We start from the raw sequence: 23843 nt of genomic DNA on the forward strand, positions 1-23843 counted from the left end.
CGAACACAATGAAGGTGGGAAGCATGTACGCAGCGAGCCGCGAGGCGAGTTCCCGGGCCCGGGAGACTCTGTCGGCTGCTCTGGCCGCGACCAGCCATATCGCGGCCACGACGGGCTCCGAACTGTTCGCCGTTGTCGCCGTGCTCGACGACCAGCGGTCGCTGCGTGTAGCGCTCGCGGATAAGTCGGCGTCCAGTTCGGCGCGCGCCGAACTGGCCGAACGCGTCTTCGGCGGCAAGATCAGCGCGGCCACCACGACCGTGCTGACGACGGCGGTCGCCCAGGACTGGTCCCGCACCCGGGATCTGGTCGACACCCTGGTGCTGCTGGGTCAGGAGGCGCTGCTGCGGGCCGCGGCCGACGGCGGTCGTATCGACGCCGTCGAGGACGAGCTGTTCCGGCTCGGCCGCATCGTCGAGGACAACCCGGACCTGGAGCAGGCGCTGGCCGGTCGCGGCCGGAGCGCCGCCGACCGGCGGGGCCTGCTCGAGCGCCTGCTCGCCGGCAAGGTCGAGGACATCACGTTGCAGCTGGCCGGGCAGGCGGTCGGCCGTTCGCACGGCGACGTGGGCGTCGTCTTCGACAAGTTGTCGGAACTGGCGGCGTCGCTGCGCAAGCAGATCGTCGCGCACGTGCGCGCGGCGACGGACCTGACGTCGCAGCAGCGGGAGCATCTGGCGGCCTCGTTGCGGCGAATCTACGACAAGCCGGTCACGGTGCACGTCCAGGTCGACCCGGACCTCCTGGCCGGTGTCGTCGTGCGGATCGGCGACGACGTGATCGATGGCAGCGCGGTGGGCCGGCTCCGGCGGCTGCGTCAGTCCCTCGGCTGACCGGTCGGCCCGGCGCCACCAACTCCCGACATTCCCAGACCAGACAGCGAGAGCAGGAAGAACCATGGCGGAGCTGACGATCTCCCCCGACGAGATCCGTAGCGCGATCGAGAGCTACACCCAGAGCTACACCCCCGAGACCTCGATCGAGGAAATCGGTGTCGTCACCGACACCAGCGACGGCATCGCCCACGTCAGTGGCCTGCCGTCGGCGATGGCCAACGAGCTGCTCGAATTCCCGGGCGGCGTGCTGGGCGTCGCGCTGAACCTCGAGGACAACGCGATCGGCGCGGTCATCCTGGGTGAGTTCGACTCCATCGAGGAGGGCCAGCAGGTCCGCCGCACCGGTGACGTGCTCTCGGTGCCGGTCGGCGACAAGTTCCTCGGTCGCGTCATCAACCCGCTCGGCAAGCCGATCGACGGCCTGGGCGACATCGAGTCCGACGACCGCCGCGTGCTGGAGTTGCAGGCCGCCAGCGTGCTGGAGCGCCAGCCGGTCGAGGAGCCGATGGCCACCGGCATCACTGCGATCGACGCGTTGACCGCGATCGGCCGCGGCCAGCGTCAGCTGATCATCGGCGACCGCAAGACCGGCAAGACCGCCGTCTGCATCGACGCCATCCTGAACCAGAAGGCGAACTGGGAGTCGGGCGACCCCAAGAAGCAGATGCGCTGCATCTACGTCGCCATCGGCCAGAAGGGTTCCACCATCGCCGGCGTCAAGGCCGCGCTGGAGGAGCACGGCGCGATGGAGTACACCACCATCGTCGCGGCGCCCGCATCCGACTCGGCCGGCTTCAAATGGCTTGCGCCCTACACCGGTTCGGCCCTCGGCCAGCACTGGATGTACCAGGGCAAGCACGTCCTGATCGTGTTCGACGACCTGTCCAAGCAGGCCGAGGCATACCGCGCGATCTCGCTGCTGCTGCGCCGCCCGCCGGGCCGCGAGGCGTACCCGGGCGACGTGTTCTACCTGCATTCGCGCCTGCTGGAGCGCTGCGCGAAGCTGTCCGACGAGATGGGCGCGGGCTCGATGACCGGTCTGCCGATCATCGAGACCAAGGCCGGCGACATCTCGGCGTTCATCCCGACCAACGTCATCTCCATCACCGACGGCCAGGTCTTCCTCGAGTCCGACCTGTTCAACAAGGGTGTGCGCCCGGCGATCAACGTCGGTACCTCCGTCTCCCGCGTGGGTGGCGCCGCGCAGACCAAGGGCATGAAGACCGTCGCCGGTTCGCTGCGCCTGGAAATGGCCCAGTACCGCGAACTGGAGGCGTTCTCCGCCTTCGCCTCCGACCTGGACGCGGCCTCGTTGGCGCAGCTGGAGCGCGGTGCCCGCTGGGTCGAGCTGTTGAAGCAGGACCAGTACACGCCGGTCGCGGTCGAGGATCAGATCGTCTCGATCTTCCTGGTCGACTCCGGCTACTTCGACACGGTGCCGGTCGACGATGTGCGCCGCTTCAACGTCGAGCTGCTGGAGGATCTGCACCGCAGCGCCGCCGACGCGTTCAAGGCGATCGAGGGCGGCAAGAGGCTCGAGGGCGAGGCCGCCGAGCAGATCAAGGCCGCCACCGACAAGTTCAAGCAGGGCTTCCTGGCCTCCGACGGCAGCCGCGTGGTGAACGAGGCGGCCGCCGGCGAACTGGGCCACGAAGAGGTCGAGTCGTTGTCGGTCACTCGCAAGCACGTCGAGAAGTAAGAGCCGGCGACATGGATACAGCACCGATGAAGGGAGTGTGAACGGCTGATGGCAACCACTCGCGAACTGCGCTCCCGCATCCGTAGTGTGAACTCGATCAAGAAGATCACCAAGGCCCAGGAACTGATCGCCACCTCGCGGATCACCAAGGCGCAGGCCCGGGTTGCCGCCGCGAAGCCGTACGCGGAGGAGATCACGAAGGTTCTGGGCGAGCTGGCGGCAGCCTCGACGAACCTCACGCATCCGCTGCTGACCGAGCGCCCCAACCCGGCTCGGGCCGCCGTGCTGGTGATCACCAGCGACAGCGGCCAGGCCGGTGGTTACAACTCCAACGTGCTCAAGCGCGCCGAGGAGTTGATGACAACGCTGCGCTCGGAGGGCAAGGAGCCGGTGCTGTATGTGATGGGCGTGAAAGGCCTGACCTACTACAACTTCCGTAATCGCAGGCCGAGTGGCTCATGGGTCGGTTTCTCGCAGCGGCCGCACTACTCCGATGCGTCGGCGGCCTGCAACCACTTGGTGGCGGCCTTCATGGCCGGTGCCGAGGGCGAGGTTCCGACGGTGGACGGCACGGGCACCATGGCGGGTATCGATGAGATCCACATCGTCTACACGCGTTTCGTCTCGATGCTGTCGCAGGTTCCGGAGGTGCGCCGGTTGGCGCCGATCGAGGTCAGCTTCGTCGACGAGAACTACGAGCTGGGCGACGATTTCGTGACGGACAATCCCGACGCGAACGTCGGTCCCCAATACGAGTTCGAGCCGGATGCGGACGTGTTGCTGGGCGCGCTGCTGCCGAAGTACGTGAACACTCGGATCTACTCGTCGTTGCTCGAGGCCGCGGCCTCGGAGCAGGCCGCGCGCCGCACGGCCATGAAGGCGGCCACCGACAACGCCACGGATCTGGTGAACAGCCTGACCCGCCAGGCGAACTCGCTCCGGCAGGCCAACATCACCCAGGAAATCAGTGAAATCGTCGGCGGTGCGAATGCGCTGGCAGCTACTAGCGACTGAGCCCACCCGCGGTGGGAGCGACGGGACCGAAGGAGGCAGCCTGCGTAACCACGTAGGGACCCGCGTACACCGCCATATTTTCGGAGAGAAACCATGACCGCAGCAGTTACTGCAGAAAACACCAGCCGGGCGGGCGCCGGTTCCGGCCGCGTCGCCCGGGTCATCGGTCCCGTCGTGGACGTCGAGTTCCCGCGGGGCGCCATCCCGGAGCTGTACAACGCCCTGCACGCCGATATCGCCCTGCCGTCGGTGGCCAAGACGCTGACCCTCGAGGTGGCGCAGCACCTGGGTGACAACATCGTCCGCACCATTTCGATGCAGCCGACCGACGGCCTGGTCCGCGGCGCGGACGTGCGCGACACCGGTAAGCCGATCTCGGTGCCGGTCGGCGACATCGTCAAGGGCCACGTCTTCAACGCGCTCGGCGATTGCCTCGACAAGCCGGGCACCGGCCGCGACGGCGAGCAGTGGGGCATCCACCGCGAGCCGCCGGCCTTCGACCAGCTCGAGGGTAAGACCGAGATCCTGGAGACCGGCGTCAAGGTCCTCGACCTGCTGACCCCGTACGTGAAGGGCGGCAAGATCGGCCTGTTCGGTGGCGCCGGTGTCGGCAAGACCGTGCTGATCCAGGAGATGATCACCCGTATCGCGCGCGAGTTCTCCGGCACCTCGGTGTTCGCCGGCGTCGGCGAGCGCACCCGTGAGGGCACCGACCTCCACCTGGAAATGGAGGAGATGGGCGTGCTCCCGGACACCGCCCTCGTCTTCGGTCAGATGGACGAGCCGCCGGGCACCCGCATGCGGGTCGCGCTGTCCGCGCTGACGATGGCGGAGTACTTCCGCGATGTGCAGGGGCAGGACGTGCTGCTGTTCATCGACAACATCTTCCGCTTCACCCAGGCCGGTTCCGAGGTGTCGACCCTGTTGGGCCGCATGCCCTCCGCCGTCGGCTACCAGCCGACCCTGGCCGACGAGATGGGTCAGCTGCAGGAGCGGATCACCTCGACCCGCGGCCGCTCGATCACCTCGATGCAGGCGATCTACGTGCCCGCCGACGACTACACCGACCCGGCGCCGGCCACCACCTTCGCCCACCTGGACGCGACCACCGAGCTCTCCCGCCCGATTTCGCAGAAGGGTATCTACCCCGCCGTCGACCCGCTCACCTCGACCTCGCGCATCCTCGAGGCCTCGATCGTCGGCGACCGGCACTTCGCGGTGGCCAACGAGGTGAAGCGGATCCTGCAGAAGTACAAGGAACTGCAGGACATCATCGCCATTCTCGGCATGGACGAACTCTCCGAAGAGGACAAGGTTCTGGTCGGCCGGGCTCGCCGCCTGGAGAAGTTCCTCGGCCAGAACTTCATCGTGGCCGAGAAGTTCACCGGTAACCCGGGTTCGGTCGTACCGCTGGAGCAGACCATCGACGACTTCGAGCGGGTCTGCAAGGGCGAATTCGACCACCTGCCGGAGCAGGCGTTCAACTCCTGCGGTGGCCTGGACGACGTCGAGGCGGCCGCCAAGAAAATCGCCGGGAAGTAGTCACCATGGCTACTGTGTCCGATTCAAATGCGATGTCAGTTGATCTGGTCGCCATCGAACGGCGACTGTGGTCCGGGCAGGCGAGCTTCGTCGTCGCCGAGACCACCGAGGGCCAGGTCGGCATTCTGCACGGCCACGAGCCGCTGCTCGGCCAACTGGTCGAGGGCGGCACGGTGATCATCGACAGCGCGGAAGGCGAGCGCATCGTCGCCGCCGTGCACGGCGGGTTCTTCTCGGTGACGGCATCGTCGGTGCGGATTCTCGCAGAGACCGCGGAATTCGCCGACGACGTGGACGTCGAGGCCGCGCGGGCGGTGCTCGCCGATCCGAACGCCTCCGAGCAGGCCCAGAATGCCGCGCGCGGGCAGGTCCGCGCGTTCGAGGCCGCGCGGGCCTGATTCGAGCGGAAGTATCGAGCGGCGGTCCCGGGATCACTCCCGGGGCCGCCGTTGCCGATATGTACCGCTGCCGATCTATGCGTTCGCGCGGGTCGGGGCGGTGTGTCTCGCGCGCACCGATTACGCTGTGAGCCAAACCTTTCCGTGGCCCGCTCGCCGCGGCGACGCGCCCGGTCGGCAGATGGCCCCCGACCGGTGTACCGGCCGCACCACGGGACGGAACGGTTTGTAGACTCGCCCCAATGGTGACCCTGCTCGGGATGGCACGGCTCCCGTAACGGCACAGGGGCAACGGCGAAGGGACGGACCTGGATTGTGGACCGGGATGGTGCTTCTGATCATTCTGGTGCTGCTGCTCGTCGGCCTGGCGCTGGTGTCGTTGTACCGCTTCGTCATGCTGCGCCGCGGTGGGACGCCGGCGATCCTGCGGGTCCTGCCGGTCAAGGGCGGGCAGGGCTGGCGGCACGGGCTGATTCGCTATGAGGAAGACCGCCTGGTCTTCTTCAAGCTGACCAGCCTGAAAGTGGGGGCCGACTCCACGATTCGCCGATCGGGTATCGAGGTGGTGGATCGGCGCGGTCCGGTCGGCGACGAATACGACATCATGAACGACGAGATCATCGTGATCGCGGTGTCCGACGGCGACGGCAGTTACGAGCTGGCCCTGGACCGCGGTGCGCTGGCGGCCTTCCTGTCCTGGGTGGAATCGCGTCCCTCCGAACGCATCCGCCGCCGCAGGTAGCCGGCGGCGGCCGGCGTCCGGACGTGCTCCTATTCCGTTATCCCGGAATCCTCCGGGCCGGCATCAGCCCGGCATCCAGCGGAACGTCGCGGTTCTCGGGCGTTAGTGTGGCGGTGTGAATGTGCACCTGACTCGGATCTACACGCGGACCGGCGATGACGGCACGACCGGGCTGAGCGACTTCTCCCGGGTCGCCAAGACCGACGCACGGCTGGTCGCCTACGCCGACTGCGACGAGACCAATGCCGCGATCGGTGTCGCGGTCGCGCTGGGCGCGCCGAATGCGGAGATCCTGCCGGTGCTGCGGCAGGTACAGAACGACCTGTTCGACGCCGGCGCCGACCTGTCCACCCCGGTGGTGGCCGATCCGAAGTATCCGCCGCTGCGCATCACCCAGAACTACATCGATCGCCTGGAGACCTGGTGCGACGCATTCAATTCGGGCCTGGCACCGCTGAATTCGTTCATCCTGCCGGGCGGTACCGCGCTGGCCGCGCTGCTGCACACGGCGCGGACGGTGGCCCGCCGGGCCGAGCGGTCCGCGTGGGCGGCCGTCGACGCGCATCCCGACGACACGTCGGTGCTGCCGGCCAAATACCTCAACCGGCTGTCGGATCTGTTGTTCATCCTCGGCCGGGTGGCCAATCCGGACGGCGACGTGCTGTGGCGCCCCGGCGGTTCGGTGGACGGGCCGGGGGATGCGGCCGGGCAGCCGGACTCGTAGGGCCGGATCTTTCATGCGCTTCGATCCGTCGCATCTCGCCGCGGCAACGCCTCGGCCACGACATCCGCTCGGGCAGGGGCGGAGTGGTCACCCTCCCCACTCCGGGCCACTAGGCTGACCCCCGTGAGTGAACGGTTTCTGGTGACCGGTGGCAGTCGGCTCGCCGGTGAGGTGACAGTCGGCGGGGCCAAGAACAGCGTGCTCAAGCTGATGGCCGCCGCGCTGCTCGCCGAGGGCACCACGACGATCACGAACTGCCCCGACATCCTCGACGTGCCACTGATGGGCGAGGTACTGCGCGGCCTCGGCTGCGACGTGACGGTCGACGGTTCCGTGGTGACCATCACCACCCCCACCGAACCGAAGTACCACGCGGATTTTCCTGCGGTGACCCAGTTCCGGGCCTCGGTCTGTGTGCTCGGGCCCCTGATGGCGAGGTGTAAGCGCGCGGTCGTGGCGCTGCCCGGCGGCGATGCGATCGGATCGCGACCCCTCGACATGCATCAGACCGGGCTGCGGCTGCTCGGCGCGACCAGCGAGATCGAACACGGTTGCCTGGTGGCCCGCGCCGACGAACTGCAGGGCGCGCGCATCCGGCTGGACTTCCCGTCGGTCGGCGCCACCGAGAACATCCTGATGGCGGCGGTCTTGGCCGAGGGGGAGACCGTCATCGACAATGCGGCCCGCGAGCCGGAGATCGTCGACCTGTGCACCATGCTGATCCGGATGGGCGCGCGGATCAGCGGCGCGGGCACCTCGGTGCTGACCATCGACGGCGTGCGCAAGCTCTCGCCGACCACGCACCGGGTGATCGGGGACCGAATCGTCGCCGCCACCTGGGGCATCGCCGCCGCGATGACGCTGGGCGACGTCCGCGTCACGGGAATCAATCCCAAGCACCTGTCCCTGGTGCTGGACAAGCTGCGCTCCGCGGGTGCGCGAATCTCGTTCGAGCCGGACGGTTTCCGCGTGACGCAGGCCGAGCGACCGCGCGCGGTGAACTTCTCGACGCTGCCGTTCCCGGGATTTCCGACCGACCTGCAGCCGATGGCGATCGGGCTCGCGGCGATCGCCGACGGCACCTCGATGATCACCGAGAACGTCTTCGAGGCTCGCTTCCGTTTCGTCGAGGAGATGATCCGCCTCGGCGCCGACGCCAGGACCGACGGCCATCACGCCGTGGTGCGGGGCATCCCGCGGTTGTCGAGCGCGCCGGTGTGGTCGTCGGATATCCGGGCCGGCGCGGGACTCGTCCTGGCGGGTCTGGTGGCCGACGGCGTGACGGAAGTGCACGACGTGTTCCACATCGACCGCGGCTACCCGGATTTCGTGGAGAACCTGGGGGCGCTGGGGGCCGAGGTGCGGCGTGTGGCCTGATTGTGAAAATCGTTCGTGACCAGGCGATTTGACATCGATTCCACCGACACGTAACTTATTCGAGGTCAGAGCGACACGGACGCCGACCCGGCTGTGAGGCGGGGACACGAGGTTGGACGGGGAGCGCCTGATGGTCACACTGGTTCGGTTGAGACTCTGATTTGGTTCGGGGTGGATGGCTGAGCTAAGCTGGGAAAGTTGCCTCATGATCGAGCGGGCGGATGCCTGGGAGATGGTGTGTGCGTGTGTTCTTTGAGAACTCAATAGTGTGTCGATGAATGTCAGTGCCAAATATTTTTTGGTTCCTGTTCTCATACCCCCGTGTGAGGGCAGGGCATTATTTTTTAGTCAGCTTAATTCCGGCTGGCGTTTTAGTTAGGTTTTCGGACTCCTGGTTCGAGAGTTACTTCCGATTACACCCCTTTTCGGGGTGTGGTTGAGAGTCTTCAACGGAGAGTTTGATCCTGGCTCAGGACGAACGCTGGCGGCGTGCTTAACACATGCAAGTCGAACGATGAAGCCTTCGGGTGGATTAGTGGCGAACGGGTGAGTAACACGTGGGTGATCTGCCTCGTACTCTGGGATAAGCCTGGGAAACTGGGTCTAATACCGGATAGGACCGTGCCTCGCATGGGGTGTGGTGGAAAGATTTATCGGTGCGAGATGGGCCCGCGGCCTATCAGCTTGTTGGTGGGGTAATGGCCTACCAAGGCGACGACGGGTAGCCGGCCTGAGAGGGCGACCGGCCACACTGGGACTGAGACACGGCCCAGACTCCTACGGGAGGCAGCAGTGGGGAATATTGCACAATGGGCGGAAGCCTGATGCAGCGACGCCGCGTGCGGGATGACGGCCTTCGGGTTGTAAACCGCTTTCGACAGGGACGAAGGGGAACTGACGGTACCTGTAGAAGAAGCACCGGCCAACTACGTGCCAGCAGCCGCGGTAATACGTAGGGTGCGAGCGTTGTCCGGAATTACTGGGCGTAAAGAGCTTGTAGGCGGTTCGTCGCGTCGATCGTGAAAACGTGTAGCTCAACTGCACGCTTGCGGTCGATACGGGCGGGCTAGAGTACTGCAGGGGAGACTGGAATTCCTGGTGTAGCGGTGAAATGCGCAGATATCAGGAGGAACACCGGTGGCGAAGGCGGGTCTCTGGGCAGTAACTGACGCTGAGAAGCGAAAGCGTGGGTAGCGAACAGGATTAGATACCCTGGTAGTCCACGCCGTAAACGGTGGGCGCTAGGTGTGGGGTTCCTTCCACGGGCTCCGTGCCGTAGCCAACGCATTAAGCGCCCCGCCTGGGGAGTACGGCCGCAAGGCTAAAACTCAAAGGAATTGACGGGGGCCCGCACAAGCGGCGGAGCATGTGGATTAATTCGATGCAACGCGAAGAACCTTACCTGGGTTTGACATACACCAGAAAGCTGCAGAGATGTGGCCCCCCTTGTGGTTGGTGTACAGGTGGTGCATGGCTGTCGTCAGCTCGTGTCGTGAGATGTTGGGTTAAGTCCCGCAACGAGCGCAACCCTTGTCCCGTGTTGCCAGCAAGTCGTGTTGGGGACTCGCGGGAGACTGCCGGGGTCAACTCGGAGGAAGGTGGGGACGACGTCAAGTCATCATGCCCCTTATGTCCAGGGCTTCACACATGCTACAATGGCTGGTACAGAGGGTTGCGATACCGTGAGGTGGAGCGAATCCCTTAAAGCCGGTCTCAGTTCGGATCGGGGTCTGCAACTCGACCCCGTGAAGTTGGAGTCGCTAGTAATCGCAGATCAGCAACGCTGCGGTGAATACGTTCCCGGGCCTTGTACACACCGCCCGTCACGTCATGAAAGTCGGTAACACCCGAAGCCGGTGGCCTAACCCCTTGTGGGAGGGAGCTGTCGAAGGTGGGATCGGCGATTGGGACGAAGTCGTAACAAGGTAGCCGTACCGGAAGGTGCGGCTGGATCACCTCCTTTCTAAGGAGCATTCTCCAGTGAGGCTTCCGCGTCGGTGGGAGTTCTTCTGGCAGAGGCCATTACGGGAGCATGTGTCTTCCGGTGGTTGCTCATGGGTGGAACGCTGACATGCGCCGGCATGAACTTCGCCGCACGGGTGGCGGGGTGGCTGGATGTAGTCGACACACTGTTGGGTCCTGAGGGAACACGCGGTGTTTCTTCTAGGCAAAAAATGGATCCGGAGGGATTTCCTGGATACCGCTGGTGGCTGTGGGTTGCTGGTTGGTCCGGGTTGGGGTTTCTCCGGGTGTGTTGTTTGAGAACTGCACAGTGGACGCGAGCATCTTTGTTTGTAAGTGTGTAAGAGCGTTCGGTGGATGCCTTGGCACCAGGAGCCGATGAAGGACGTGGGAGGCTGCGATATGCCTCGGGGAGCTGTCAACCGAGCTGAGATCCGAGGATTTCCGAATGGGGAAACCCAGCACGAGTGATGTCGTGTTACCCGCATCTGAATGTATAGGGTGTGTGGAGGGAACGCGGGGAAGTGAAACATCTCAGTACCCGCAGGAAGAGAAAACAATTGTGATTCCGTGAGTAGTGGCGAGCGAAAGCGGATGAGGCTAAACCGGTTATGTGTGATAGGCGGCAGTCGTTGCATGGCCGGGGTTGTGGGGTCTTTCTTCTCATCACTGCCGTGATGGGCGACAGTCAGAAAGGTTCGTGTTAGCTGAATTGGTCTGGGATGGCCGACCGTAGACGGTGAGAGTCCGGTAAGCGAAAACATGTTCCCTGTCGTGGGAGATACCCGAGTAGCAGCGGGCCCGTGGAATCTGCTGTGAATCTGCCGGGACCACCCGGTAAGCCTGAATACTACCTGGTGACCGATAGCGGACTAGTACCGTGAGGGAAAGGTGAAAAGTACCCCGGGAGGGGAGTGAAATAGTACCTGAAACCGGGCGCTTACAATCCGTCAGAGCTCACTTGTTGGGTGATGGCGTGCCTTTTGAAGAATGAGCCTGCGAGTCATTGGTGTGTGGCGAGGTTAACCCGTGTGGGGGAGCCGTAGCGAAAGCGAGTCCGAAGAGGGCGGTGGAGTCGCATGTCATGGACCCGAAGCGGAGTGATCTACCCATGGCCAGGGTGAAGCAGCAGTAAGATGTTGTGGAGGCCCGAACCCACTTAGGTTGAAAACTGAGGGGATGAGTTGTGGGTAGGGGTGAAAGGCCAATCAAACTCTGTGATAGCTGGTTCTCCCCGAAATGCATTTAGGTGCAGCGTTGCGTGTTTCACACCGGAGGTAGAGCTACTGGGTGGCCTAGGGGGCCTACAAGCTTACTGAAGTCAGCCAAACTCCGAATGCTGGTGTGTGAGAGCGTGGCAGTGAGACTGCGGGGGATAAGCTTCGTGGTCGAGAGGGAAACAGCCCGGATCGCCGGCTAAGGCCCCTAAGCGTGTACTAAGTGGAAAAGGATGTGGGATCGCTGAGACAACCAGGAGGTTGGCTTAGAAGCAGCCATCCTTGAAAGAGTGCGTAATAGCTCACTGGTCAAGTGGTCCTGCGCCGACAATGTAGCGGGGCTCAAGTACACCGCCGAAGCCGCGGCATTCAGACATGACATTTCCTTCGGGACAGTGGTCTGGATGGGTAGGGGAGCGTCGTATGTCCAGGGAAGCGCCGGAGTGATCCAGGTGTGGAGGGCATGCGAGTGAGAATGCAGGCATGAGTAGCGAAAGACGAGTGAGAAACTCGTCCGCCGGATGACCAAGGGTTCCTGGGCCAGGTTATTCCGCCCAGGGTGAGTCGGGACCTAAGGCGAGGCCGACAGGCGTAGTCGATGGACAACGGGTTGATATTCCCGTACCCGTGTATCCGCGCCCAATGGCGAATCAGCTGTGCTAACCGTCCTGAACTGGCGGGATCTCCTTCGGGGGACCCAAGAGGGATGCACGGGATCCTGGTTGTAGTAGTCAAGCGATGGGGTGACGCAGGAAGGTAGCTGGGCCCGGTGGTGGATTACCGGGTGTAAGCCTGTAGGGAGCAGCATAGGTAAATCCGTGTTGCATATATCCTGAGAGGTGATGCGTAGCCGGTTGAGGTGAATTCAGTGATCCTATGCTGTCGAGAAAAGCCTCTAGTGAGTTGGTACACGGCCCGTACCCTAAACCGACACAGGTGGTCAGGTAGAGAATACTGAGGCGATCGAGCGAACTGTGGTGAAGGAACTCGGCAAAATGCCTCCGTAACTTCGGGAGAAGGAGGGCCCGTTCTGGTGAACCGTCTTGCACGGGGAGCTGGGGTGGGTCGCAGAGACCAGAGAGAAGCGACTGTTTACTAAAAACACAGGTCCGTGCGAAGTCGTAAGACGAGGTATACGGACTGACGCCTGCCCGGTGCCGGAAGGTTAAGAGGACCGGTTAACGGATTTGTTCCGTGAAGCTGAGAATTTAAGCCCCGGTAAACGGCGGTGGTAACTATAACCATCCTAAGGTAGCGAAATTCCTTGTCGGGTAAGTTCCGACCTGCACGAATGGCGTAACGACTTCTCTGCTGTCTCCACCATAGGCTCGGCGAAATTGCATTACGAGTAAAGATGCTCGTTACGCGCGGCAGGACGAAAAGACCCCGGGACCTTCACTATAGCTTGGTATTGGTGTTCGGTACGGTTTGTGTAGGATAGGTGGGAGACTGTGAAGCTTGGACGCTAGTTCGGGTGGAGTCGTCGTTGAAATACCACTCTGGTCGTATTGGGCTTCTAACCTCGGGCCGTGATCCGGTTCAGGGACAGTGCCTGGTGGGTAGTTTAACTGGGGCGGTTGCCTCCTAAAGGGTAACGGAGGCGCCCAAAGGTTCCCTCGGCCTGGTTGGTAATCAGGTGTTGAGTGTAAGTGCACAAGGGAGCTTGACTGTGAGACGGACGTGTCGAGCAGGGACGAAAGTCGGGACTAGTGATCCGGCACCGGCGTGTGGAAGCGGTGTCGCTCAACGGATAAAAGGTACCCCGGGGATAACAGGCTGATCTTCCCCAAGAGTCCATATCGACGGGATGGTTTGGCACCTCGATGTCGGCTCGTCGCATCCTGGGGCTGGAGTTGGTCCCAAGGGTTGGGCTGTTCGCCCATTAAAGCGGCACGCGAGCTGGGTTTAGAACGTCGTGAGACAGTTCGGTCTCTATCCGCCGCGCGCGTGAGAAACTTGAGGAAGGCTGTCCCTAGTACGAGAGGACCGGGACGGACGAACCTCTGGTGTGCCAGTTGTTCCGCCAGGAGCATGGCTGGTTGGCTACGTTCGGGAGGGATAACCGCTGAAAGCATCTAAGCGGGAAGCCTGTTCCAAGATGAGGTTTCTTTCCCCCTTCGAGGGGTTAAGGTCCCCAAGAGATGATTGGGTTGATAGGCCGGAGCTGGAAGCCCTGTGAGGGGTGTAGGTGACCGGTACTAATAGGCCGAGGGCTTATGAACGAAGGTGCTACGCGTCCACTGTGCGGTGTTCTGAAACAACACACCACACCCCCGCCTGCTCGGCAGAGCGTGTGTGGTGGGTGGTGGATAGTTTCATAGTGTTACGGTGGTTATAGCGGTGGGGAAACGCCCGGTCCCATTCCGAACCCGGAAGCTAAGCTCGCCTGCGCCGATGGTACTGCACTCGACTGGGTGTGGGAGAGTAGGTCACCGCCGGAACATACTTCGAGGGAGGCCTCCAGCAGCAGCTGGGGGCCTTCCGTCATTTCCGGGCCCTTTCCCATGGTGGCTTACCGGATGGTGGGCTCCGGGGGCACCGGGCAGGGTGTGGTCCGGGTCGTGTCAGGCTGAGGCATGACACTACGGACGGCCTTGTATGGGGGCCTTTCGCATTTTTCAAGTCCGAAATCTCTCCCCCCTGTCGTAAGCGCCCGGCACTGTCCGGCGCCAGCGGCCGCATTCGTCGCGAGGTCGTTCGGAGGTCTGCAGATTCGTCCGATGGCGTTAGAACCGCCCGTAACGGGGCAGGCCCGGTATACACGCGGCCGGCGGGCGGGATTCACAGCTACTTCATAAACAATGGCAACCTGTTCGGAAAGACTTCGCTGGATGATGGATGGGTAGGACCGGAACGGCGAAGCCGCGCAGGAAGGAAGCGATGCGGATGGTCGGAGAGGTAACGGCCGGGGCGGCTCCTGCGCTGGGTGCCACCCGCTCCGGGTGGCGGCGGTTCTTCCTTCCCGTCACCTACGGCTATGCCGTCCTGCTCATCGCCGTGGCCGGCCTGCTCGCGGCGCTCGGTGACACCGCGCAGAACAAGGTGGTCCTCCGGGCCAGCACGAACCTGAGCAACCTGCTGAGCGGGAACTACGGCACGCTCGTCTCCAGCGCCCTCGTGGTCGGCGACGGCGCGGTGGCGGCGCTGATCATCCCGCTGCTGATCTGCCTACTCGCGCTGGCCGAGCTCCGGTTCGGGGCACTGACCACGATCCGTATCTTCGTCGCCGGCCATATCGGTGCGACCCTGCTGGTCGCCGCGGGCCTGTGGGTGGCGGTCACGGCGGACTGGGTGCCGGTGAGCATCACGACGGCCGAGGATGTCGGCATCAGCTACGGGGCGATGGCCGTGATCGGCGCGTTCGTGGTGCTGCTGCCCGGCCGGTGGCGGGCCACCTGGGCGATCAGCTGGCTGGCGGTGGCGGTTTCCGGCGTCGCGATGGGCCGAACGTTCACCAATGCCGGGCACCTGGTGGCCCTCGCGATCGGCCTGCTCGCCGGATTCTGGCTGCTGCGCACGCATCCACCGCGGCTACCCCGGTTGACGCGGTTCGAATGTTGCCTGCTCGCCATCGCTTCCGCGCTCGGCTACCTGATGCTCGTGGGCTGAATGACATCGTTCGGACCCGCTCCCCTAAAGTGCCTGGGGTGCGCCTCGTAATTGCTCGCTGCCAGGTCGACTATGTGGGTCGGCTCACCGCTCATCTCCCGATGGCGCGGCGATTGTTGATGATGAAGGCCGACGGTTCGGTGCTGGTGCATTCGGACGGCGGCTCCTACAAGCCGCTGAACTGGATGAGCCCGCCGTGCTGGCTGGAGGATCGGAGCAGCAGCGATTCCGAGGCCACGGCGCTCGCCGGCCCCGACGGCTCGACAAGCGCCGCCGGCAACCATCCCGCCAGATCGTGGGTGGTGACCAACAAGGCCGGCGAGGAACTGCGCATCATCATCGAGGAGATCGAGCACGATTCCGAGCACGACCTGGGAGTCGACCCGGGCCTGGTGAAGGACGGCGTCGAGGCACACCTGCAGGAGCTGCTCGCCGAGCACATCGAGACCCTCGGCGCGGGATACTCGCTCATTCGGCGGGAGTACATGACCGCGATCGGGCCGGTGGACATCCTGTGCCGCGACGCCGACGGCGCCACGGTCGCGGTGGAGATCAAGCGGCGCGGCGAGATCGACGGCGTCGAACAGCTCACCCGCTATCTGGAATTGCTGAACCGCGACCCGCTGCTGGCACCGGTCGCGGGCGTATTCGCCGCCCAGCAGATCAAGCCGCAGGCCAAGACTCTCGCCTCGGATCGCGGAATCCGTTGCCTGACACTCGATTACGACGCCCTGCGTGGCACGGAAAGCGACGAGTTCCGGCTGTTCTAAGCTCGGAGACCATGCCCCGCCGGAAACCGCGTCCCCAACAGTCGCCGGCGCGGTTCCGGCGTGAGCCGCGGCCGCTCGGCGACGTCTTCGGGCGTACCGAGCCGGGGCCGGGCGGTGGCGAGACGTATATCGTGCGCACCGTTCCCGGTTCGCGGGCCACGAAGACCTATCGCTGCCCGGGCTGCGATCACGAGATCCGGCCCGGCACGGCGCATATCGTCGCCTGGCGCGAGCACGACGGGGAGGACGACCGCCGGCACTGGCACACCGGCTGCTGGCGTGGCCGCCACACCCGCACCATTACGCGGCGCTGGTCCTGAATCATCCTCGTTCGCCGGAGAACAATTCCGGCGACAGACATAAGGAAGGCCGCCCCCGGCGGTGCGGGGGCGGCCTTCGGACGGATAACTGTGTCGCCCGGCGGGATCGGCGCTAGCTCGAGAGTTCTGCGTTCTCGCGCTCTTCGTCGTCGGCGTACTCGTCCTCCTCGGCCTTCACCTCGGGGATCGCCTTCTGCCGACCGGAACCCGACTGCTTGCCCGACAGCGAGCGCTGCTGCTGTTCCGGGGCGCCGCCGTCGAGCAGCTCGCTCTCGCGGTTGACCGCGGCGAGCATGGCCGGCACCGAATCGAGCTGACCGCGGATACCCAGCAGCTGGGCCAGGACGCGACCGCGCAGCACGCGCATCTCCTCGGCCAGTTCCTTGGCGTGCGCGATCTTGCGCTCGGCCTGCTGGGTGGCGGAGGTGACCAGGCGGTTGGACTCGTCGGTGGCATCCTTGATGCGCTGAGCGGCCTCGGACCGGCTGCTGGCCTCCAGCTCCTCCATGGCGCGGGTGAGCTTGGTGCGCCGCTCGGCCATGGTGACCTCGAAGTCCTGCTGGGCGGCCTTGCGCTTGGCCTCGGCCTCCTTGGTGATCCGCTCGGACTCCGCGTTGGCGGCCTCGAGGATCTTCTTGGACTCCGACCGCGCGTTGGCGAGGGTCTGCTCGAACTCGACCTCGAGCGCCTCGCGCTTCTCCTTGGTCTCGGCGAGCAGCGACTCGTACTTACCGCGCATCTCGGTGGCCTGCTGCTCGGCTATCGAGATCATCTCGGCGGCCTCGGCCTGTGCCTGCGCACGGACTTCGGACGCCTCGTCGGAAGCCAGACGGAGCATGCGCGAAATGCGATCGCTCATGCCCTCTGCGGTCGTCGGCGGCACCGACAGCCGGTCGACTTCCTTGCGCAGTTCGTCTATTTCGTCGCGAGCGTCCTCCAGCTGGGCGGCCAGATTTCGGGCCTGGGCTGCGGCGGCGTCGCGATCTGTGGCGGTGACCCTTAGTTCGGCGTCGAAGCGGTCGAAGTAATTGCGCACCTCATCGCGGTCGTAGCCCTTACGGACTACGGTAAAAGGCAACGCGACGAAGCGATTGCGATCGGGCTCAGTGGACGACATGCCCCACAAACTACAGCCTGTCGCCCCACGATGGTGACCCGACCGCGAATGTCGTTACGACAAGTTTCCCCGGTCGGATTGCGATACTAGTGAGTAGGATTCGGCGCGGGCTCGACCAGCTCGATCAGCACACCGCCAGCATCCTTCGGGTGGATGAAGTTTATCCGGCAGCCGGCCGTTCCGGGGCGAGGCGCGTCGAAGAGCAAACGTAGTCCTCGCGAGCGCAGGAAGGTTGCCACCGCCTCGATATCGGTGACCCGGTAGGCCAGTTGCTGGAGCCCCGGGCCGTTGCGATCGATGAACTTGGCGATTGTCGAGGCGTCCGACGCGGGCGCCAGCAACTGTAGAGCAGACGAATCGTCCCCGGCGCCGGGCAGCGACATCATCGCCTCGTGCACGCCTTGGTCCTCGTTGACCTCGCGATGGGTCTCGACCATTCCGAGGTTCGCCGAGTACCAGGTGACGGCGGCGTCGAGGTCGGGGACGGCGACGCCGACGTGATCGACGGCCAGGACGTAATCGGCGGGAATGAATTCGGGCGTTTGGGAGGTACTCACTCTTCGAACGGTAGCGCGTACCGCGGTGGTGCTGCCGGGACGGCGCCGGTTACCTTGGAGTACGGACGTGGTCCGGCGTGTCGTACGGCCGGGTCCGTCGCAGGCGTTCCGACTCCATGAAGCGAGGCACATCGTGACCACCACCTCTGTCATCGTCTCCGGCGCGCGCACCCCGGTCGGCCGGCTGCTGGGTGGGCTGAAGGATTTCAGCGGTTCGGATCTGGGCGGATTCGCCATCAAGGCGGCGCTGGAGAAGAGCGGCGTGCAGCCCGAGCAGGTCGAATACGTGATCATGGGCCAGGTGCTCACCGCCGGTGCGGGGCAGATCCCGGCGCGGCAGGCGGCGGTCGCCGGAGGGATCCCGATGGACGTGCCGGCGCTGACGCTGAACAAGGTCTGTCTGTCCGGTATCAACGCGATCGCCCTGGCGGACCAGCTGATTCGCGCCGGTGAGCACGAGATCGTGGTGGCCGGCGGCCAGGAATCGATGTCGCGGGCGCCGCACATGCTGGAGAAGAGCCGCGAGGGCTTCAAGTACGGCGACGTGACGCTGCGCGACCACATGGCCTTCGACGGATTGCACGACATCTTCACCGATCAGGCGATGGGAGCGCTGACCGAGGCGCGCAACGACCGCGACCACATCGGTCGCGAGGAGCAGGACGCCTTCGCCGCGGACTCGCATCAGAAGGCGGCGGCGGCCTGGAAGAACGGCGTGTTCGAGGGCGAGGTGGTGCCGGTGGCGGTGCCGCAGCGCAAGGGTGACCCGGTCCTGGTGTCCGAGGACGAGGGCATCCGCGCCGACACCACGGTCGAGTCGCTGGGCAAGCTGCGCCCGGCGTTCCGCAAGGACGGGACCGTCACCGCCGGTTCGGCCTCGCAGATCTCCGACGGCGCCGCCGCGGTGGTCGTGATGAGCAAGGCCAAGGCGCAGGAACTGGGCCTGAGCTGGATCGCCGAGATCGGCGCGGCCGGCGTGGTGGCCGGACCGGATTCCACCCTCCAGGAGCAGCCCGCCAACGCCATCGCCAAGGCCTGCGCGCGCGAGGGCATTGCGCCGGCCGACCTGGACCTGGTGGAGATCAACGAGGCGTTCGCCGCGGTCGGCGTCGCCTCCACCCGCAAGCTGGGCATCGACCCGGCGAAGGTCAATGTGAACGGCGGCGCCATCGCCATCGGTCATCCGCTGGGCATGTCCGGGGCCCGCATCCTGCTGCACCTGGTGCTGGAGCTGAAGCGCCGCGGTGGCGGCGTCGGTGCGGCGGCGCTGTGCGGTGGCGGCGGCCAGGGGGATGCGCTCATCGTCCGGGTCTGAGGTCCGGCCGGCGCCGACGCCACATCGTCCGGGTTGTCGGCGGGTGAGCGTGGCCGCGATCGGTAGTTCGGGATGTACCGCGACGACGGGATCATCCGTGTGGCCGCGGTGCGGTGGCGTCCGCACCGGACACCAGCGCACCGCGGGTCTGTCGGTGCGGTAGTGGCCAGGGCGATGCGTCGGCCGTGCGGGTCCGGCCGGCCCGCCGCGACGTGCGTCCGGCGGGCAGATACGGGAGTCGCCGCGCTCGATGGTGTGTCGTGACTCACTTCGACTACGGGTTGTCGTAGAGGTTCGGCACAATGGGGCGTATGGGCGAATTCTTCGATGTGAGCACGGTGGCCAAGCGGGTGCGGCTGCTCGGAATTCTCGAGGCCGTGTCCTGGGTGCTGCTGCTGACGGGATCGGTGCTGAAGCGGCTGCCGGAGCCGATCACCTGGCCGGTGATGGTGTTCGGGATGCTGCACGGCATCATTTTCGTGCTGTTCGCGCTGCATCTGCTGGTGGCGTTCCGCCAGTACGAGTGGCCGGGTAAGACCCTGCTGCTCGGTCTGGTCTCGTCGGTGGTGCCGTTCACCTCGGCATGGTTCGAGGTCTGGGCGATTCGCAGCGGGCAGTTGGGTGAATTGAGCCCGACCCCGACGGCCGCCTCGGCCCGTTCGTGACAAACTGGAAACCGTGAATCGACCTGCCGCACGTCGTCCTTCGCCCGCCGCTGCCGCCGCCATGTCCGGCGCGGTGGATCTGTCCAGTTTGAAACAGCCGGCCGCCGCGGATGCCCCGGATGGTCACGCCGTCTCCGAGGCGGATTTCGAGACCAAGGTGCTGCGCCGCTCGATGCAGGTGCCGGTGGTCATCGTCCTGTACTCGCAGCGCAGCCCGGGCAGTGTGGAGCTGGTGAAGCTGTTCGAGCGCCTGGTCGCCGAGGCCGGTGACGAGTGGGATCTGGCCACCGTCGAGGCCGAGCCGAATATGCGTATCGCGCAGGCACTCGGGGTGCAGGGCATTCCGACCGTGGTCGCGGTGGCCGGTGGGCAGCCGCTGGCGGATTTCCAGGGCGCCCAGCCCGAACCACAGGTGAAGCAGTGGCTGGCCGCCGTCGTCGACGCGGTGCGCGGGAAGCTGTCCGGTGAGGACGGCGCCGAGGGTGAGGAGGTTCCGGCCGCCGCCCCGGAGGATCCGCGGTTCACCGCCGCCGAGGACGCGCTCGAGCGGGGTGACGTGGACGGCGCCGTCGCCGCGTACGAGAAGATCCTCGCCGAGGAGCCGGGCAACGCCGATGCCAAGGCCGCGCTGCGTCAGGTGCGCTTCTACGGCCGCGCGCAGGATCTGCCCGCCGACGCGATCGCCCGCGCCGACGCCGCTCCGGACGATATCGACGCAGCCTTCGCCGCCGCCGATATGGAGCTGTTCAACCAGGATCCCGAGGCCGCCTTCGGCCGCCTCATCACTCTGGTGAAGCGCACCGCCGGCGACGACCGCAACCGCGTCCGCACCCGGCTGGTGGAGTTGTTCGAGCTGTTCGACACCGCCGATCCGGCCGTGGTCGCCGCCCGCCGGAAACTGGCCACCGCGTTGTACTGAGCCGGTCTGCCCACGCCCGTTCGGTTGTTCGACGGCCGGGCGGGTTCGACGGCGGAGCGGTTCGAGGGGCTTTGCGGTCCGGGGGCGGGCGTGATCGGAGGGTCCGCCGCCGGACGGCCGGCCACCATACGGCCCGCTGCCGGAGACGTTGCGGGCGCTCCGGTTCGGTCCGGTGCCCGGCTCGCCGAGCGGCGGTCGGGCGGTCCGGAGGCGCGCTACGATCGGGATGTGCCTGGGCATAACGCAACTCGGGGCCGGGAGGGCGAGCCGGTGCGAAGCCTCGCTCGGATCTCGGCCGCAGCGGCCGCGGCGGTGGCTGTATTGCTGTCGGCCGGGCCTGCCACCGCCGAGGGCGCCCCGACCGAACTCGTCCTCACCCGGGAGGAGCCCGGCCGCCCGGCACGCACGGCCACACTGAGCTGTGACCCGGTCGGTGGATCACATCCGAGCGCCGACGCGGCTTGCCGCTACCTCGCCCCGCTCGGGGAACTCACGCTCCCCGAGGAGAACCCGTCGGTCCGATGCTTCCGCTACCACCCGGTGGTGTATCGCGCGGAGGGCACTCTGCGTGGCGCACCCGTCTCGGTGGAACGCACCTACGGCTGCCTGGTCCCGGAGCTGTCGGCTCCCTGGCACTTCTGACCGGCCGGGCGGTGCCTCCGCCGGAACGACGGATGGTGCCACCTGCCATTCCGGCCCGTCTGTAACGTGAACCCGGTCGTGCGGTGTGGATCCCGGCCGAGAACCTGCCGGTGACTGCGGGCGACGTGCCCACTCCGAATGGTGTGGCCTGCTTTGCCCACCGCGGCTCTGGGAGCGGAGGCGGTCGGCGAAGGTCAGTCGGCCGGGGTCAGCCAGAGGGCGCCGTTCGGGGGGAGGGTGACCGCGGCGGAGTAGGGGCGGCCGTGCCACGGTTCGTCCGTGGCGGTGACGCCGCCGAGGTTGCCGATTCCGTTGCCGCCGTAGGTGTTCGCATCGGTGTTGAGGATTTCGTGCCAGGCGCCGGGGGTGGGGAGGCCGATGCGGTAGTCGTCGTGCCGGGTGCCGGAGAAGTTGTAGACGCAGGCGACGAGCGAGCCGTCGGAGCCGTAGCGCAGGAACGCGAGGACATTGTTGGTGCGGTCGTCGGCGTCGATCCACGCGTAGCCGCCGGGCGAGGTGTCCTGGGTCCACAGGGCGGTGTGGGCGCGGTAGGCGGCGTTGAGGTCGCGGACCAGCAGCCGAATTCCGTTGTGCAGCGGGTTGTCCAGCTCGTGCCAGTCCAGTCCGCGGTCGTGCGACCATTCGCGGAACTGGCCGAAGTCCTGGCCCATGAACAACAGCTGCTTGCCCGGATGCGCCCACATGTAGGCCAGCAGCGTGCGTACCCCGCAGGCCTTCACCCAGTCGTCGCCGGGCATCCGGGTCCACAGCGTGCCCTTGCCGTGCACGACCTCGTCGTGGCTGATCGGCAGCACGTAGTTCTCGCTCCACGCGTAGACCGCCGAGAAGGTGATCTCGTTGTGATGCCAGCTGCGGTGGATCTGGTCGTGGCCGAGATAGCCGAGGGTGTCGTGCATCCAGCCCATGTTCCACTTCATGGTGAAGCCGAGGCCGCCGACGTCGGTCGACCGGGTGACGCCCGGCCAGGTGGTGGATTCCTCGGCGATGGTGACCACCCCTGGGTGGTGGCGGTGCACGAGCGCGTTCATCTCCTGGAGGAATGCGACGGCTTCCAGATTCTCCCGGCCGCCGTGGATATTGGGTTCCCAGCCACCCTCGGGCCGCGAATAGTCCAGGTACAGCATGGATGCCACGGCGTCCACGCGCAGCCCGTCGAGGTGGAACTCCTCGATCCAGTAGCGGGCGTTGGCGACCAGGAAGTTGCGCACCTCATGCCGGCCGAAGTCGAAGACGTAGGTGCCCCAGTCCAATTGCTCGCCCCGGCGGGGATCGGGATGTTCGTAGAGGGCGGTGCCGTCGAAGCGTGCCAGTGCCCACTCGTTGCGCGGGAAGTGCGCCGGCACCCAGTCCAGGATGACGCCGATGCCCGCGCCGTGCAGATGGTCGACGAACGCCCGGAACTCGTCGGGCGTACCGAATCTGGCGGTCGGCGCGTAGTAGGAGGTGACCTGGTAGCCCCATGAGCCGCCGAACGGGTGTTCGGCGATCGGGAGCAGTTCGACGTGTGTATAGCCCTGTGCGAGAACGTATTCGGCGAGTTGCTCCGCCAGCGCGCGATAATCGTGACCCGGGCGCCACGAGCCCGGGTGCACCTCGTAGATGCTCATCGGCGCGCGGGTCGGGTCGGTGCGCGCGCGGATGGTGAGCCAGTCGTCGTCGTGCCAGGTGTAGGTGCTCTCGGTGACCACCGACGCCGTGGCCGGCGGCATCTCGGCGGCGAAGGCGAAGGGGTCGGCGTGATCGACCGTGCGACCGTCCGCGCCGTGCACCCGAAACTTGTATTTCTCGCCCGGTTCGATACCGGGGACGAACAGCTCCCACACCCCGGAGTCGCCGAGCGTCCGCATGGGCGCGGTCTTTCCGCTCCATCCGTCGAAATCGCCGATCACCGCGACCCCGCGGGCATTGGGCGCCCAGACCGCGAACGAGGTTCCGGACACCTCTCCGTCGAGGGTGGTGTACCGGCGCGGATGCGCGCCCAGCACCTCCCACAGCCGCTCGTGCCGTCCCTCGCCGATCAGGTGCAGGTCGAATTCGCCGACCGTCGGCAGGAACCGGTAGCCGTCGGCGTGCAGCACGGTCCGGCTGTTCGGGTAGGACACCAGCAGCCGGTAGTCCCAGAGATCGGGGTACGGCACCACACCCTCGAATACGCCGTGCTCGACGTGTGCGAGCGGGTAGTTGTCGTCGCCGATCCGGGCGGATACCGAATCCGCCTGTGGGCGCAGGGTTCTGACCACCGTGCCGTCGGGGTGCGGGTGCGCGCCCAGCACCGTGTGCGGGTCCCTGTGCGTCCCCGCGGCCAGTAGCATCAGATCCCGCCGGTTCATCGGAGCGGAGTCCTGTGGTCGTGCCCGACCGGAGTGGGCACGGGCCGGCTCGTCCGGCTACCAGGGG

General features: G+C 65.7%; 18 protein-coding genes and 3 rRNA genes. 18 read left to right on the plus strand and 3 right to left on the minus strand.

The features are described from left to right. Nucleotides 1-23 precede the first annotated feature (23 nt). The 14 genes from D892_RS0117550 (at nt 24) to D892_RS0117615 (ending at nt 16210) form a co-directional block, all read left to right on the plus strand. A complete protein-coding gene (locus D892_RS0117550) occupies nt 24-833 on the plus strand; it encodes a F0F1 ATP synthase subunit delta (protein WP_024802499.1) in 810 nt (269 codons plus the stop codon). 64 nt (nt 834-897) lie between these two features. After that, complete coding sequence (gene atpA, locus D892_RS0117555; protein ID WP_024802500.1) at nt 898-2535, plus strand: F0F1 ATP synthase subunit alpha; 1638 nt, start codon at nt 898-900, stop codon at nt 2533-2535. Between the two features lie 48 nt (nt 2536-2583). Beyond that, nucleotides 2584-3549: a F0F1 ATP synthase subunit gamma gene (locus tag D892_RS0117560; RefSeq protein WP_024802501.1), complete on the plus strand. Its 966-nt coding sequence runs from the start codon at nt 2584-2586 to the stop codon at nt 3547-3549. Nucleotides 3550-3642: 93 nt separating this feature from the next. Next, entirely contained in the window at nt 3643-5091 is a 1449-nt protein-coding gene (gene atpD / locus D892_RS0117565; protein ID WP_024802502.1) for a F0F1 ATP synthase subunit beta, read from the plus strand. A gap of 32 nt (nt 5092-5123) precedes the next feature. Then, the gene (locus D892_RS0117570) at nt 5124-5489 is read left to right on the plus strand and encodes a F0F1 ATP synthase subunit epsilon (RefSeq protein WP_024802503.1); all 366 of its coding nucleotides are present in this window, start codon (nt 5124-5126) and stop codon (nt 5487-5489) included. A 325-nt stretch (nt 5490-5814) separates the two neighbouring features. Beyond that, nucleotides 5815-6231 carry a DUF2550 domain-containing protein gene (locus D892_RS0117575; protein ID WP_036567164.1) on the plus strand — a complete coding sequence of 139 codons (417 nt, stop codon included), beginning with the start codon at nt 5815-5817 and terminating at the stop codon, nt 6229-6231. 115 nt (nt 6232-6346) lie between these two features. Then, nucleotides 6347-6955 (plus strand): cob(I)yrinic acid a,c-diamide adenosyltransferase, encoded by a 609-nt coding sequence (locus D892_RS0117580; RefSeq protein ID WP_024802505.1) that lies wholly within the window; start codon nt 6347-6349, stop codon nt 6953-6955. 123 nt (nt 6956-7078) lie between these two features. Next, on the plus strand, nt 7079-8332 hold the full coding sequence (gene murA / locus D892_RS0117585) for a UDP-N-acetylglucosamine 1-carboxyvinyltransferase (protein ID WP_024802506.1): 1254 nt from the start codon (nt 7079-7081) through the stop codon (nt 8330-8332). Between the two features lie 446 nt (nt 8333-8778). Then, nucleotides 8779-10295 (plus strand): 16S ribosomal RNA (locus D892_RS0117590). 329 nt (nt 10296-10624) lie between these two features. After that, nucleotides 10625-13733 (plus strand): 23S ribosomal RNA (locus tag D892_RS0117595). Nucleotides 13734-13835: 102 nt separating this feature from the next. Beyond that, nucleotides 13836-13952: ribosomal RNA gene (gene rrf / locus D892_RS0117600) — 5S ribosomal RNA — on the plus strand. The 16S, 23S and 5S rRNA genes sit together here, the layout of an rRNA operon. 445 nt (nt 13953-14397) lie before the next feature. After that, nucleotides 14398-15120, plus strand: coding sequence for a rhomboid-like protein (locus D892_RS41375; RefSeq protein ID WP_051499750.1), 723 nt, complete (start codon nt 14398-14400; stop codon nt 15118-15120). A gap of 38 nt (nt 15121-15158) precedes the next feature. Beyond that, nucleotides 15159-15890, plus strand: a complete 732-nt coding sequence (gene nucS / locus D892_RS0117610) for an endonuclease NucS (protein WP_024802508.1) — start codon at nt 15159-15161, stop codon at nt 15888-15890. An 11-nt stretch (nt 15891-15901) separates the two neighbouring features. Continuing rightward, nucleotides 15902-16210, plus strand: coding sequence for a hypothetical protein (locus D892_RS0117615; protein ID WP_024802509.1), 309 nt, complete (start codon nt 15902-15904; stop codon nt 16208-16210). Nucleotides 16211-16322: 112 nt separating this feature from the next. Here D892_RS0117615 and D892_RS0117620 read toward each other — a convergent pair whose 3' ends face one another. Further along, entirely contained in the window at nt 16323-17327 is a 1005-nt protein-coding gene (locus D892_RS0117620; protein ID WP_024802510.1) for a hypothetical protein, read from the minus strand. A gap of 86 nt (nt 17328-17413) precedes the next feature. Then, nucleotides 17414-17884, minus strand: coding sequence for a methylmalonyl-CoA epimerase (gene mce / locus D892_RS0117625; protein ID WP_024802511.1), 471 nt, complete (start codon nt 17882-17884; stop codon nt 17414-17416). 133 nt (nt 17885-18017) lie between these two features. Between mce and D892_RS0117630 the strand changes: the two genes are divergently transcribed. The 4 genes from D892_RS0117630 to D892_RS47750 all read left to right on the plus strand — a co-directional run bounded on the left by D892_RS0117630 (nt 18018) and on the right by D892_RS47750 (nt 21425). Then, nucleotides 18018-19199 carry an acetyl-CoA C-acetyltransferase gene (locus D892_RS0117630; protein ID WP_024802512.1) on the plus strand — a complete coding sequence of 394 codons (1182 nt, stop codon included), beginning with the start codon at nt 18018-18020 and terminating at the stop codon, nt 19197-19199. Nucleotides 19200-19510: 311 nt separating this feature from the next. After that, nucleotides 19511-19864: a DUF3817 domain-containing protein gene (locus D892_RS0117635; RefSeq protein ID WP_024802513.1), complete on the plus strand. Its 354-nt coding sequence runs from the start codon at nt 19511-19513 to the stop codon at nt 19862-19864. A 61-nt stretch (nt 19865-19925) separates the two neighbouring features. Further along, nucleotides 19926-20783 carry a tetratricopeptide repeat protein gene (locus D892_RS0117640; RefSeq protein ID WP_024802514.1) on the plus strand — a complete coding sequence of 286 codons (858 nt, stop codon included), beginning with the start codon at nt 19926-19928 and terminating at the stop codon, nt 20781-20783. Nucleotides 20784-21053: 270 nt separating this feature from the next. After that, on the plus strand, nt 21054-21425 hold the full coding sequence (locus D892_RS47750) for an SSI family serine proteinase inhibitor (protein WP_036569031.1): 372 nt from the start codon (nt 21054-21056) through the stop codon (nt 21423-21425). Nucleotides 21426-21619: 194 nt separating this feature from the next. Here the strand turns inward: D892_RS47750 and glgB are convergent, their stop codons facing one another. Continuing rightward, the gene (gene glgB / locus D892_RS0117650; protein WP_024802516.1) at nt 21620-23776 is read right to left on the minus strand and encodes a 1,4-alpha-glucan branching protein GlgB; all 2157 of its coding nucleotides are present in this window, start codon (nt 23774-23776) and stop codon (nt 21620-21622) included. Nucleotides 23777-23843: the final 67 nt, after the last annotated feature.

It is taken from the genome of Nocardia sp. BMG51109, assembly GCF_000526215.1.
Classification (GTDB): domain Bacteria; phylum Actinomycetota; class Actinomycetes; order Mycobacteriales; family Mycobacteriaceae; genus Nocardia.